The organism is Chryseobacterium lineare (assembly GCF_977014045.1).
On sequence record NZ_CDRNIQ010000001.1, the window covers coordinates 1,650,674 to 1,664,536 of the forward strand.

General features: G+C 36.0%; 10 protein-coding genes. All 10 read right to left on the reverse strand.

Going from position 1 to position 13,863, the window contains the following annotated elements; all coding sequences use genetic code 11:
• Window positions 1-69 precede the first annotated feature (69 nt).
• The 10 genes from ACWNCI_RS07230 to purM all read right to left on the reverse strand — a co-directional run bounded on the left by ACWNCI_RS07230 (window position 70) and on the right by purM (window position 13,639).
• Window positions 70-1,422, reverse strand: coding sequence for a DEAD/DEAH box helicase (locus ACWNCI_RS07230; protein WP_449387780.1), 1,353 nt, complete (start codon window positions 1,420-1,422; stop codon window positions 70-72).
• A 179-nt stretch (window positions 1,423-1,601) separates the two neighbouring features.
• Window positions 1,602-3,251 carry an ABC1 kinase family protein gene (locus ACWNCI_RS07235; RefSeq protein WP_346984882.1) on the reverse strand — a complete coding sequence of 550 codons (1,650 nt, stop codon included), beginning with the start codon at window positions 3,249-3,251 and terminating at the stop codon, window positions 1,602-1,604.
• 67 nt (window positions 3,252-3,318) lie between these two features.
• A complete protein-coding gene (locus ACWNCI_RS07240) occupies window positions 3,319-3,651 on the reverse strand; it encodes a transposase (RefSeq protein ID WP_042722146.1) in 333 nt (110 codons plus the stop codon).
• Window positions 3,652-3,660: 9 nt separating this feature from the next.
• Window positions 3,661-4,092 carry a transposase gene (locus ACWNCI_RS07245; RefSeq protein WP_449387781.1) on the reverse strand — a complete coding sequence of 144 codons (432 nt, stop codon included), beginning with the start codon at window positions 4,090-4,092 and terminating at the stop codon, window positions 3,661-3,663.
• A gap of 638 nt (window positions 4,093-4,730) precedes the next feature.
• Window positions 4,731-6,230, reverse strand: coding sequence for a nitrilase-related carbon-nitrogen hydrolase (locus ACWNCI_RS07250; protein WP_449387782.1), 1,500 nt, complete (start codon window positions 6,228-6,230; stop codon window positions 4,731-4,733).
• A gap of 915 nt (window positions 6,231-7,145) precedes the next feature.
• Window positions 7,146-8,675, reverse strand: coding sequence for a glutamine-hydrolyzing GMP synthase (gene guaA, locus ACWNCI_RS07255; RefSeq protein WP_346984877.1), 1,530 nt, complete (start codon window positions 8,673-8,675; stop codon window positions 7,146-7,148).
• 153 nt (window positions 8,676-8,828) lie between these two features.
• Window positions 8,829-10,067 carry a phosphoribosylamine--glycine ligase gene (gene purD / locus ACWNCI_RS07260; RefSeq protein WP_346984876.1) on the reverse strand — a complete coding sequence of 413 codons (1,239 nt, stop codon included), beginning with the start codon at window positions 10,065-10,067 and terminating at the stop codon, window positions 8,829-8,831.
• A gap of 131 nt (window positions 10,068-10,198) precedes the next feature.
• Window positions 10,199-11,716, reverse strand: a complete 1,518-nt coding sequence (gene purH, locus ACWNCI_RS07265; RefSeq protein WP_346984875.1) for a bifunctional phosphoribosylaminoimidazolecarboxamide formyltransferase/IMP cyclohydrolase — start codon at window positions 11,714-11,716, stop codon at window positions 10,199-10,201.
• Window positions 11,717-11,992: 276 nt separating this feature from the next.
• The gene (gene purN / locus ACWNCI_RS07270) at window positions 11,993-12,565 is read right to left on the reverse strand and encodes a phosphoribosylglycinamide formyltransferase (RefSeq protein WP_449387783.1); all 573 of its coding nucleotides are present in this window, start codon (window positions 12,563-12,565) and stop codon (window positions 11,993-11,995) included.
• Window positions 12,566-12,646: 81 nt separating this feature from the next.
• Entirely contained in the window at window positions 12,647-13,639 is a 993-nt protein-coding gene (gene purM / locus ACWNCI_RS07275; protein WP_449387784.1) for a phosphoribosylformylglycinamidine cyclo-ligase, read from the reverse strand.
• Window positions 13,640-13,863: the final 224 nt, after the last annotated feature.

The window sequence follows — 13,863 nt, forward strand, 5'->3', positions numbered from 1 at the left end:
AGATTGATACAAAATCATTTCATTCTGATTACAAACAACAAAACTCCCGAAAATTTCGGGAGTTTGTTTTTATTTCTTTTTCTTAGACTTAGAGATTGCTTTTTGCTGAGCCCTGTTTGCCCCGAATTTTTTCGGTGCTTTTCTTTTGGATGGGCCACCCCAGTTTTCTTTCTTGTTTTTATCTTTCTTTTCATGGAAAGCTCCTCCGCCATCATTCAGTTTTACCTGAGCAGGATTTTTCATTATGACCTGTTCTTCTTCAGAAGCAATTTTCTTAGGATTGATCTTTACTTCTGCAGGGAAGTCGATATACTTTAGTTCTTTATCCATCAGCAATTCAATGTCAAGCGCTAAAGTTTCTTCCTTCTTAGTAACGAATGTCACAGCTTTTCCATCTTTATCCGCCCTACCGGTTCTACCGATCCTGTGAATATACTGCTCCGGAATATCAGGCGTTTCAAAGTTGATAACATGGGTAATGTCTGAAATATCAAGACCTCTCGCCATCACATCTGTTGTAATAAGTCCTCTTATTTCCTCATTCTCAAAACTTTTCATTGCTTTGAGCCTGTAATTCTGTGATTTATTGGAATGAATAACATCAAACTGGTCCGGGAAAAGCTCATCGATCTTGGTAAAAACGAGATCTGCATTTTTCTTATTATTGGTGAAAATCAACACTTTTGACATCTCAGTATCTTTCTTCAACAAATATTCAAGAAGGTTGATCTTTGTATTAAAGTTTTCTACTTTATAAGCGGTCTGTTCAATTTTTTCGAGCGGAGTCCCGGATTTTGCTAATGAAATCTCAATTGGACTCGCAAAATACTCATCCAGCATTTCATCTACAGATTCTGTCATGGTTGCAGAGAAAAGGATATTCTGTCTTTTCTCTTTCATCATTTCAAAAATATGGGTCAGCTGCGGTCTGAAACCAAGATTCAGCATTTCGTCAAACTCATCAATAATCAACTTCTGAACCTCTTTCAGGGAAATAGCATTATCAATTGCCAGATCCATCACTCTCCCAGGAGTTCCTACCAGAATATCACAGCCTCCGTCGAACAACAGCTTTTGGGTATTGATATTCTTTCCTCCGTAAATTCCTATAACTCTTGCAGTGATATTTTCCGTTAATTTCTCAACAATTTCTGAAACCTGTACTACAAGCTCTCTTGTAGGAACAAGAATCAAAACAGTAGGATTTCCGTTTTTGTTATACTTCCATGTTTTAAGGACAGGTAAAAGATAGGCCAGCGTTTTTCCTGTTCCGGTCTGTGCAATTCCCATTACATCACGCCCGGAAAGGATAGGTTTGAGGCTCTTCTCCTGAATCGGTGTAGGTTCGAATAATTCCAGATCTGCCAAAACATCAAGAATCTTAACCGGAAGTTCAAAATCTGCAAAAGTGAGTTTTTCCATTTTGCAAAGATAGGTAATTAATTTTTTAAACTTTGGCGGGAAGCCTTGAAGATGGATGATAGAAGTTTTTTAGAGATAGAGATACTTCGACAGGCTCAGCATTGCATTTCTAATACTAACTGTTTTAAAGAAAATTTGTAGCGATGTCATGCTGAGCGAAGTCGAAGCATCTCTAACAATTATTTTCTTGTAATCCTTAACAAAATAATGACAACCAATAAAATTGAAAAAATAAAACCCAGCACCGCTACCAAAGACATCTCCCCAATTCTAGGTCCGGATTCTGATACAAAAACAATTGCTGTTGCAATGATATTTGCCCCTAGAATCATAGCCAGAATCAGATTGATAATGCTTGATTTTATTAATTGATTCGTTTTTTCAATATTTTTGATTTCGCTGGAAACAGTAAATTTATTTTCGTCTAACTTCTGTAGAACAGAACGTAATTCTTTGGGGATTTCATCTACATTATCTGTAAAGTTCATCACTTTATCCATTCCTGCCTTAAAAATATTCTGCGGACTTATCTTTTTCGTAAATATTTTTTTTGTGTAAGGATGTAAACTTTTTACAATATCCAGATCCGGATTAATCGTTCGTCCGACTCCTTCAATCAGACCTATTCCTTTAAATAAAAGATAAAAATAATCCGGCATATACAGTCGGTTATCCTTCAGGACATCTTTCATCTTATTCATTACGGCATGAGGATCAATTTCTTTCAGTGAAGTGCTGTGAACGAAATCCAGAATATCTTCAACATCACCTTCAAATCTCCTTTCGTCGGGAATCTGATAGCTGACTGCCATTTTCTTCAGATAACGTACAATTTTATGTGGATTTTTCGCAACGAAACTTACAATAAGATTCTCAAGAATTTCTTTATCATTTGGCGGAATTTTTCCAACTGCTCCGAAATCTATGAAAACAACTTTTCCGTCTTTTTTTACCAGAATATTTCCCGCATGAGGATCTGCGTGAAAGAAACCATAGTCGAGAATCTGTGACACGAAAAGCCTCAGACCGGCTTCAGAAACCGTGACAGGGCTGATGGAATTAGCAAGAAGTGTTGTTTTATCGGTCACTTTTATTCCATCAATAAATTCCATACAGAGAATATTATTGTTGGAAAACTCTTCGTAAACCGTCGGAACGTAAGTCACTTTACTGTTTTTGAAATTTCTCCTGAACTGCAGAATATTTTCCTTTTCATTAATTAAAGAAACTTCTTCCAGCAAAGATTTTTCAAATGTTGAAATGGCCTGTTTAAGATTTAGCTTGTCTCCGATCTCGGAATATGATGAGATCAGTTTTTCAATATCTTTAAGGAGCAATAAATCATCTTCGATAACAGACTGTACATCAGGTTTCTTTATTTTTAAGATCACCTCGGTGCCATCTGCCAGTGACGCTTTATAGACCTGAGCAATTGATGCCGTGGCCAGAGGCTCATTCTGAATGTCAGAAAAATGTTCGGAAACGACAATATTAAATTCATTTTCAAGGATTTCAGCAACATTCATTTCTATTTTATCCACCTTATCCTGAAGTTTCTGAAGCTCCTGGATCAGCTCAGGAGGAAGAAGATCTTCCCTGTTGCTAAAGCTCTGGCCAAGTTTTACAAAAGTAGGTCCCAGCTCCTCCAAAGCCAATCTGATTCTTTCGTAAACGGTACCTTTAGATACGATTTCTTCAGGATTGGCGGAAATTTCCACCTGCTTATTTCCAACATTCATCCTGGCCAGAAGATCTTTGAAACCGTATTTACTCAACACGGAGATCAATTTGGCAGATCTTTTAAATTTTCTTTGTTGCTTGTCAAACATAATTTATAAAAATACAAAAAAACAAGCCAAAATCATTTCAAAAAGCGTTCCCTAATTGTATGCAAATTTATACAACAAAAAGCTTTTTCCATTTTGAAACAGTATTACGGCTCAGCTTGTAATGTAAAGCAAGCTTGGTATTATTTAAGCCGTGCTGCTTCTGAAATTCCAGAATTTTAATAATGGTTGATTTGCTGTATGATCGGTGTTGCTGATTAGATTTTGTAATATCCTTCGTAGACGGAGGAAAAATGATGTTGTTAATCGCTATCACATCCAGCTCAGTAAAGACTTTTTTATTTAAAATCTTTTCACATTCGCTCTTTTTTTCAGGAAATTTTTTATTGAGAATATCAGTATAAATCCTTCTAAAATCAGGCTGTGAAGTATTTTTTTTCATAATTAATTATTATTCAGATTTACCATATTTTTTAGTCCACCTATGCAGGGTAGATTTCGGGATTCTATATTCCTTTACAATCTGCGGCATTGTTTTTTCCTCATTTTCTATGAGTTCAACAATAAAATCAATAACTTCTCTTGTATAAATACTTTTACGGAAGTTTGGCAGCATTGATTTTTTTTCTTCTGTTTTATCAACTTTAGAAGGTGGTGCATAGAGAATAAGATGCTGGGAATATATCCTGAAAAAATCATATTCCAGAAGTTTACTCCACCTCATAAGCACATCAGTATCAAGACTTTTAGAGGCATACATTTCATTAATCTGTGCTTTTGTAGATTTCATGAATTTGCAGATTCTCTCTAATTCTATTGAGGTATCGGCTACACGTGTCTGTATGATACTTCCGATATGTATTTCTTTATAGTCAAATTTCATCTCTGTTTACTATATATAATGTATGGTTATTTTTAATTCGCTGATTTTTAAACATTCATAAACTTTTATAAAGTCAACCTTAGATTGAGCTAAGAAAAATTTTATCCTAAATATTTATGAAATATTGTTAACATGGAAATTCTATCGTTGTGGCAAAAATTGCAGAATCGTTTCATCAGCTATCAATTTTCAGCTGAAACAGAACTCATAAGCAATACAAATATTTTATCTCTTAAAGGGGAATATTTTACTTTTTTCATACTTATTATCAACGACTTACTAAGTTCTATAAAATACGATTTGGCATAATATCAGTTCTCTTATGACTGGCATTCCGACAAATTTAGTCAAATTGTAACAATAATGCAATATGTTTAAAGTATTGATATTTAATATCAACGACAAAACAATTTTCTTGTAACATTTACTGGATGATATTTCAAGTTTTTATTGAAGAAAACTATTCGTAATGAGATTCATTAAAGTATTGTAATGCTATTAATTACCAGCTTCATACATGATCTAATCAATGATTAGAATTTAATTTTTAACATAGACTATCTTCCAGATAAGTATCGGATCTGAAACAAAAAATAAACCTCTCAAAAAGGAAGTTTATTTATCGGTTAGATTACAATTTACTTTAAATATGTTTCATAAAGATCTTTTCTGCGGTCTTTCATGACCTGAACGGAGCCGTGATGATGAAGGTCTTTGAGTAAGTTCAGATCCACATCGACGATCAGGGTCATTTCGGTATTGGGGGTTGCTTCTCCTTTTACGGCATTTGACGGAAATGCAAAATCTGATGGCGTGAAAACAGCAGCCTGACCAAACTGAATATCCATATTATTGACTCCCGGAAGATTACCTACACAACCCGCTATAGCAACATAGCATTCATTTTCAATTGCTCGTGCAGCGGCGCAGTGACGCACTCTCATGTAAGCATTCTGCGTGTCGGTAAGGTAAGGAACAAAAAGAATCTTCATTCCCTGATCTGCAAGAATTCTCGGAAGCTCAGGAAACTCAACATCATAGCAAATCACTAATCCGATTTTCCCGCAGTCGGTATCAAAAACACGGATTTCGTTTCCTCCTTTCATACCGTAATATTTTTTCTCGTTTGGCGTGATGTGAATTTTACGGTATTCATCGACTCTTCCGTCTCTATGAAGGAGGTAACTTACATTATACAGATCATTATTTTCAAAAATCGGCATACTGCCTGAAATGATATTGACATTATAACTGATCGCCAAATCTGAAATTCTCATCTTTATTTCATCTGTCAGCTTAGCCAGCTCAATCATACTGTCTCTTTCGGAAAGCTTGTTGAAGGGCGCTAATAAAGGGGTATTGAACAGTTCCGGGAACAGCACGAAATCTGCTTTGTAATCGCCCATCACATCTACAAAAAATTCTACCTGTTCGTAGAAAGCATCAATATCCTTAAAATGTCTCATTTGCCACTGAACAAGACCAAGGCGGATGATGCTATCCTGCATCGTATTTGGTTTTTTGCTGTAATAGATGTTGTTCCATTGTAGCAGAACTGCATTTTCTTTTGAAGATTCGTCTTCTGGTAAATATTTTTTTAAAACCCTGATTGGTAAAAAGTTATTGGATAACTGAAAGGATAAAACAGGATCATAGATTTCTTTATCACGCACTCTCCTGATATATTCTCTCGGCGATAGTTCGCTGTGTTTATGATAATTCGGGATTCTGCCACCGAGAATGATTGATTTTAAGTTTAATAATTCACACAGTTCTTTTCTGGCATCATATAATCTTCTGCCCAATCTCAATTCGCGAAACTCGGGGTCTACAAAAACTTCAATTCCATATAAAACATCACCGGTGGAAGAATGGGTATTAAATGTGTAGTTTCCTGTGATATCACTGTATGTGTGATCGTCTCCGAATTCATTGTAATTAACTATAATTGAGAGTGCCACCGCAGCTAATTTACCATCTACAGTGATACATATCTGTCCTTTTGGAAATATTCTTGTGAGTTTTTCGATACTTTTTCTAGACCATATTGATTCTGACATTTGGGGATAGGCCCGTTTCATTGTAACAACCAATTCTTCATAATCCTGTACCGTCAGCGGTCTTGTTTCTATTTGCATTTGACGTAATTTTATTTAAATTTAGGGAAAATTTGACATTTTTTCCAGTTAACGGAACATTTTTCATTCCACTTCATGCATTAAGCTATAGCTATTTAGAATTGAGTCATTAATATTTTCCTAAAGTTGTTAATACCTAAAGCGAAGTTACCAGCTTTTTAAATGAAGTTGCTCATATTTAAACCGAAGTTGTTAATATCTAAATCGCAGTTGATAATATCTAAAGTGAAGTTAGTAATATCTAATCCGGAGTTGCGAATATACACAATGAAGTTGCGAATATCTACATTGAAGTTACTGGGTTTTTAAATGCAGTTCTTAATAATTAAATCAAAGTTGCTCATATTTAAATCAACGGCACTAATATTTAAAATGACTACGTGAATATCTTAAGTAACATCGCTAAAATCTAAACCTACAATGCTAAAATATACAATGGCGGTGCGAATATTTAATTTAACATTGCGAATATCTAAACCAATACCACAATAATCACCGATGCCGCCAAGTCTATACGAAATAAGTTTAAGGTTAGTTCGGGATAAGCATTATGCTTCCATTATTACAATACGAATCAGTAGTATTGGGCTTTAGCCGAAACTTATATTAGATTTTTATACAGATATATCGACTTAATGGATATTTTTACTTTATGAATCTTATATATTGATAAACTAATTAAAAAATAAATAAATTATGTGGTTTCAAATAATAGTATTATTGATTATAGTGTTTATAATTATGCCGTTTATGATAGGTAATCAAGTTAAATATAGGGATAAAGAATCTAAATATTATAACAGAAAAAAGAAAAACAAGAAATCTCAATAAACAGTATTGCTGCTAAATATTTAGATAAAAATGTAAAAAAAATCCCGCCCGAAGGCAGGATTTATATCTAAAATTCAAGTCAAATTATTCCCACTCAATAGTTGCAGGCGGTTTGCTTGAAATATCGTACGCAACTCTGTTGATTCCTCTTACTTCGTTGATGATTCTGCTTGAAACGGTATCTAAAAACTCGTAAGGAAGTCTGCTCCACGTTGCTGTCATGAAATCGATGGTGTTGGCAGAACGGACAACTGCTGTATATTCGTACGTTCTCTCATCGCCCATTACCCCAACCGATTTTACCGGAAGAAGGACAACGAATGCCTGAGAAACTTTTTCATATAAATCATTTTTATATAATTCTTCAATGAAAATATCATCCGCTTCCTGAAGGATTCTCACTTTCTCCGCGTCAACAGCTCCCAATACTCTGATCCCCAAACCAGGACCCGGGAAGGGATGTCTGTGTACCAAATGATGAGGAATTCCCAATTCTTCACCTACTTTTCTTACTTCATCTTTAAACAATTCTCTTAAAGGCTCCAGCAATTCAAACTCCATTTCTTCAGGAAGTCCACCTACATTATGGTGAGATTTGATGACGGCCGAAGGACCGTTTACAGACTGGCTTTCAATAACATCAGGATAAATTGTTCCTTGTGCCAAGAATTTTGCCCCTTCAATTTTGTGAGATTCTTCATCAAAAACATGGATGAATTCGTTTCCGATGATCTTTCTTTTTGCTTCCGGATCATCAACTCCGGCTAATTTTGATAAAAATCTTTCTTTAGCATCAACCAGTTTAATGTTCATATGGAAATGTTCTCCATAATTATCCATTACTTTTTTGCCTTCATCTTTTCTCAAAAGACCTGTATCTACGAAAATACAAGTCAGCTGATCACCGATTGCCCTGTGAATCAAAACTGCAGCAACAGAGGAATCTACTCCACCGGAAAGTCCTAAGATCACTTTCTGATCTCCTACTCTTTCGCGGATTTCTGTTATTGTTTTATCGATATAGTTTGTCAGCTTCCAGTTTTTCTCTGCATTACAGATTCCGAATACAAAATTCTCCAGCATTTTTCCGCCTTCTTCCGTGTGGGAAACTTCAGGATGGAATTGCACGCAATAGATTTTCTTATCTTCATTTGACATGGAGGCCACTACACCCGACTGAGCATTTAACTCAAACCCCGGAGGCAGCTGTCCCACTTCGTCAAAATGACTCATCCAAACGATAGAATTATTCGTTACACCTTTTAATAAAGAACTTTCTTTTACGATTTCAAGGTGAGCTTTTCCGTACTCTCCTTTTACACCTTTATGAACTTTTCCGCCTAAAAGATGAGCAGTCAACTGCATTCCGTAACAGATTCCCAACACAGGAATTCCTTGTTCATACAGCTCTTTTTCAACCAAATGAGCATTTTCTGCATTGACAGAACTTGGCCCTCCTGAAAGGATAATTCCTTTTGGCTGCTTTTCTAAAATTGTTTGTAATGGTGTATTGAAAGGTAAAATTTCCGAATACACACCCATCTCACGAATTCTTCTTCCGATAAGCTGGTTGTACTGTGATCCGAAATCTAATATAATAATACCGTTGTTCATTTTAAATTATTATTAATGCTTTAGGCTATAGGCTGAAAGCAGTAGGCATTTGTAAATATTTAAAGCTTATCGCCTATAGCTTAAAGCTTACTGCTATTAAATTCTTTACAAAAAAAGACCTGGATTTCTCCAAATCTTTTTTCGTGATTTATGTTAGAACTTTCCTATGTCTTCTCTGTAGAAGCCGTAATCGAAATGTACATGACTTGCATCTTCGTAAACTTTCTTGCGGGCATCTTCGTACGTGGCTCCGGTGGCTACGATGTTCAGCACTCTGCCGCCGTTTGAAACTACTTTATCTCCTTTTGTAATGGCTCCTGCATATAACAGCTTGCTTTGTTTTACTTTATCTTCTCCCACGATTTCGAAACCTGTTTCGATGTTTCTTGGATATCCCCCTGAACACATTACCAGACAAATTGCTTTTTCGTCTTTAAATTTAAGCTCGATATCTTTTCCTTCCATACAATCCTGGATAACATCAAGAAGATTATTTTCCATTAAGGCCATCAATACCTGAGTTTCAGGATCTCCGAATCTCATGTTGTATTCAAGAAGATAAGTTCCGTTCTTGGTCACCATTAATCCGAAGAAAATGATCCCTTTAAAGCCGAAGCCTTCTGCTTTAAGTCCGTTGACAGTCGGTTCAAGGATATTTTTCTCAAAGTCTTCGTAATGTTCCTGGGTAAATTCAGGGCTTGGAGCGACAGATCCCATACCTCCTGTGTTTGGTCCTGTATCGCCGTTTCCTGCTTTTTTGTAATCTTTTGCAGCAACACAAGGGAAAAGTTTATTACCGTTTGAGAAGGCAATAATAGATGCCTCAAAACCTTGTAAGTATTCTTCGATCACCAAACGGATTCCTGCATCGCCATATATTCTTCTGATCATGAAATCATGGATGGTAGCTTCAGCTTCTTCCAGTGTATCGCAGATCACAACACCTTTTCCTCCGGCCAATCCACTGGCTTTTATAACCAAAGGATATTCCTGTTTCTGAACGTATTCTTTAGCGTCGTTGTATGAATCAAAAACTACAGCTTTTGCTGTTTTGATATCATAGGTCTGCATAAATTTCTTAGAGAAAGCTTTACTCCCTTCCAGGCTTGCCACCTTTTGGTTTGGTCCGAAAACTTTAAGGTCGTGCTTTTTGAATTCGTCCTTCAAACCAGCTACAAGTGGTGCTTCTGGGCCAACGATCGTTAAATCTACCTTTTCCTTGATTGCAAAATCTCTAAGTTCTTTAATCTCTGATAAATGAACATTTTTTCCTATTACATCAGTGGTAGCGTTTCCGTTGGCGAAAAACATCTTAGTAATTCTCGGATCATTCTGAAGTTTTGCTGCCAAAGCAGATTCTCTTCCACCTTCACCTATGATTAATATTCTCATACTTTATTTAATTATCTAGTCTATAATTTACAAATATATAATTTAAAATTAAAAAATTGAGAGATTAAGGAATTAAGAAATTACCATCGAAAATCTCTTAATTGCTAAATTTCTGAATCTCTTAATCTTATTTAGTGTAAAAAATGTCTGATCCCGGTAAACATCATCGGAATATTGTGCTCGTTGGCAGCGTCAATACTGTCCTGATCTTTTACGCTTCCGCCGGGTTGGATGATCGCCGTAATTCCTTCCTGAGCGCAGAAATCCACCACATCACGGAAAGGGAAAAATGCATCTGAAGCTAATACCAATTCTCCTGAGAACTTTTCTTTAGCTCTTTCGATCGCCTGTTGGGTAGCCCAGATTCTGTTTACCTGTCCGCCTCCGATTCCAAAAGCCTGAATTCCGTTGGAAACTACAATCGCGTTGGATTTTACATATTTCACTACTCTCTGAGAGAACAATAACGCTTTTTTCTGCTCTTCCGTAGGCTGAGTTTCAGTAACGACTTTGATATCATCTGAGAAAATGCTGTCATTATCCTGAACTAAAATTCCTCCGTCAATCTTCACCCAAGTTTGCTTGTCAGAAACCGGATTTACGATTTTTATAATTCTCAGATTTTTCTTCTTTCTTAAAATTTCTAAGGCTTCTTCATCAAATTCAGGAGCCATAACAATTTCAAGGAATGTTTTGTTTAATTCCTCCGCTGTTGCTGCATCGATTTTGTAGTTCATTGCAACAATTCCGCCAAAGATAGAAACAGGGTCGCACTCGAAAGTTTTCTGATAGGTTTCCAACGCTGAAGTTCCGATCGCAACGCCACAAGGTGTAGAGTGTTTTACGGCGCAACAAGCCATTTCTTCTTTGAATTCTGTTACCACTTTCCAGCAAAGATCCATATCACGAAGATTATTGAAAGATAATTCTTTACCTCCCAATTGTTCGAAATCTTTCATAGCGCCGTTTTCGAAAGTAGAAACGTAGTAAGCAGCTGTCTGATGTGGGTTTTCACCATATCTAAGATCAGAAACTTTTTTGTAAGAGGCATTTAAATAAGTCGGATAATCTTCTTCTAAAAGCATTCTTGAAATCGCTGCATCATAGGCAGAAGTAAGGTTGAATACTTTTCCTGCTAATTTTTTACGGGTTTCGATATAGGTATCACCGTTTTGCTCCATTTCGATTTTCACGGTTGCATAATCTTCAACGTCAGTAATTACCGTCACAGAATCAAAATTTTTAGCAGCAGAACGAAGCATTGAAGGACCTCCGATGTCGATGAATTCCACCTTTTCGTGAAGAGAAATGTCTTTGTTTACATTTTCAAAGAAAGGATAAAGATTTACGATTACCATGTCAATCAGTCCAATTCCGTGTTGCTGAACGGTATTCATGTGCTCTTCATTGGAACGAACGGCCAACAATCCGCCATGAACTTTCGGGTGTAATGTTTTTACTCTTCCATCCAACATTTCAGGAAAATCGGTAACCTCATCAATCTGAATCGGATTTAAACCAGCGTCTTTCAGGTGTTTGAATGTCCCTCCTGTAGAAATCAATTCGTAATTTTGGGCTTCCAAAAACTGTGCGAATTCTATCAATCCGCTTTTGTCAGAAACACTGATTAAAACTCTTTTTTTGCTCATCTTACTTTAAATTTTTTCTTTTTGATAGAATGAAATCATCCTATCCTGATTTAAATCGTCCTTTAAGGACTCTTTTGATCAAAAACTTTTACTTTCAATTTACTTTTTACAGCTATTTCAAACTGTCGACCGGGTCTTTCACCTCCGGTCTATTATTTTTTACTTAGATTTTTCTTGTTTTTCGAAATATTTAAATCTAAATGTGTTTTGTATTAATGTAATAATGTATCAGTATAGCAATGTAACAATCATTTAGATTGGTAAATTGGTACATTACTAGATTGGTATATTATTTAATACTTTGTTTATAGCTTTTGGGAAAATTTCGTATTCAATTAAATGAACTTTTTCCGCTACCGTTTCAGGAGTATCATTTTCTGTAATCTGGAATGATTTCTGAAGAATGGCTTCCCCTTCATCAATTCCTGATGTTACGAAATGTACAGTAGCCCCGCTTTCTTTTTCCTTTGCTTCAATCACCGCGTTGTGAACATGATGTCCCCACATTCCTTTTCCTCCGAATTTCGGAAGCAAAGCCGGATGAATGTTGATTATTTTACCGTTCCAGTTTTCACAGAATTCAGGTTTCAGAATGGATAAAAACCCTGCTAAAACGATTAAGTCTGTATTTCCAGGAATGACTTTGCTCAATTCACTGCTGAAGTTTTTTCCTCTCGGAATCAGAACGTTGTCTATATTATGATTTTTTGCTCTTTCAAGTCCGTAGCACTCTCTGTCGGCCACTACCAACGATATTTTTGCATTCGGGATTTCTCCGTTATCAATAGTATCGATGATTCGCTGAAGATTGGTTCCTGAGCCTGAAACGAGTATAACTAAGTTTTTCATAGATTAATGTAACAATGTATCAGTTTAACAATATAACAATTCATTAAAATTGGTAAAATATTACATTGTTATATTGGTACATTAAAATGATAAGTTTATCTTTTCGTTTCCTTCTGTAATTTCTCCGATTTCGTACGCATCGTCCAAAAGGTGTAATACTTTTTCTGCGTGTTCTGTGTCTACCACAACGATCATTCCGACACCCATATTGAATGTTCCGAACATTTCTTCATGAGCCACACCTCCTCTTTTTTCCAATTCAACCATGATCGAAGGAACATTGATTTTTGATGCGTCAATAGAAGCACATAATCCTTCAGGAATGATTCTCGGAACATTTTCATATAATCCACCTCCGGTGATGTGGGCAATTCCGCAAACTTTTACTTCTTCAAGAACTTTATGGATATCTTTGTAATACAATCTTGTAGGAACTAAAAGTGTTTCGTATAAAGGTTTTCCTTCGAATTCTTCATTGAAATCAGTAAAAACTTTTCTCACCAGTGAAAATCCGTTGGAATGAAATCCTGAACTTGGCAATGCAATAATTTTGTTTCCTGCTTTAATTCCTGAACCGTCAATAATCTGATCTTTTTCAACAATTCCGACGCAGAATCCGGCAACATCATAATCTCCAGGCTGGTACATTCCCGGCATTTCAGCTGTTTCTCCACCGATCAATGCGCAATTGTTGTCTTTACAGGCTTCCACCATTCCTAAGACGATTTCTGCGGCGATTTCAGAATCCAGTTTACCACAAGCTAAATAATCCAGGAAAAATAATGGTTTTGCACCGTGGCAAAGAATATCATTGGCACACATGGCGAAGCAATCTACCCCGATCGAATCGTATTTTTTTGAGTCTAAAGCTACTTTCAGCTTTGTTCCTACCCCATCGGTTCCGGAAACCAACACAGGATTTTTGTATCCTCCGATTTCATAAAAAGCACCAAAACTTCCCAAATGGTTCAGTACATTGGAATTATGGGTTTCGCCAACCGCTTTCTTGATCTTGTCAACGGTTTTGTATCCTTCTTCTTTGTCTACTCCTGCTGATTTGTACGTGTTGCTCATATTATTAATGTAACAGTGACCAGTTTAACAATTTAACAATGCTTTTAATTGTTAATGTGCTAAATTGGCACAATTTATTTCTATGTTAAGTTTCAATTTCGAAAATAAAAAAGCCGACAATCTTAGTAGATTATCGGCGTTGTATCATCTCAGAATTTCAGAGCCCACAATATTCCCTTTCTTGGAGAAACATTCTTTAAAAGTGGTCTGAATATTCATCTTTT

Excerpts from the sequence above, each read along its gene's own strand:
- ACWNCI_RS07230 (WP_449387780.1), bottom strand. The coding sequence starts at position 1,422 with ATGGAAAAACTCACTTTTGCAGATTTTGAACTTCCGGTTAAGATTCTT.
- ACWNCI_RS07235 (WP_346984882.1), bottom strand. The coding sequence starts at position 3,251 with ATGTTTGACAAGCAACAAAGAAAATTTAAAAGATCTGCCAAATTGATC.
- ACWNCI_RS07240 (WP_042722146.1), bottom strand. The coding sequence starts at position 3,651 with ATGAAAAAAAATACTTCACAGCCTGATTTTAGAAGGATTTATACTGAT.
- ACWNCI_RS07245 (WP_449387781.1), bottom strand. The coding sequence starts at position 4,092 with ATGAAATTTGACTATAAAGAAATACATATCGGAAGTATCATACAGACA.
- ACWNCI_RS07250 (WP_449387782.1), bottom strand. The coding sequence starts at position 6,230 with ATGCAAATAGAAACAAGACCGCTGACGGTACAGGATTATGAAGAATTG.
- guaA (WP_346984877.1), bottom strand. The coding sequence starts at position 8,675 with ATGAACAACGGTATTATTATATTAGATTTCGGATCACAGTACAACCAG.
- purD (WP_346984876.1), bottom strand. The coding sequence starts at position 10,067 with ATGAGAATATTAATCATAGGTGAAGGTGGAAGAGAATCTGCTTTGGCA.
- purH (WP_346984875.1), bottom strand. The coding sequence starts at position 11,716 with ATGAGCAAAAAAAGAGTTTTAATCAGTGTTTCTGACAAAAGCGGATTG.
- purN (WP_449387783.1), bottom strand. The coding sequence starts at position 12,565 with ATGAAAAACTTAGTTATACTCGTTTCAGGCTCAGGAACCAATCTTCAG.
- purM (WP_449387784.1), bottom strand. The coding sequence starts at position 13,639 with ATGAGCAACACGTACAAATCAGCAGGAGTAGACAAAGAAGAAGGATAC.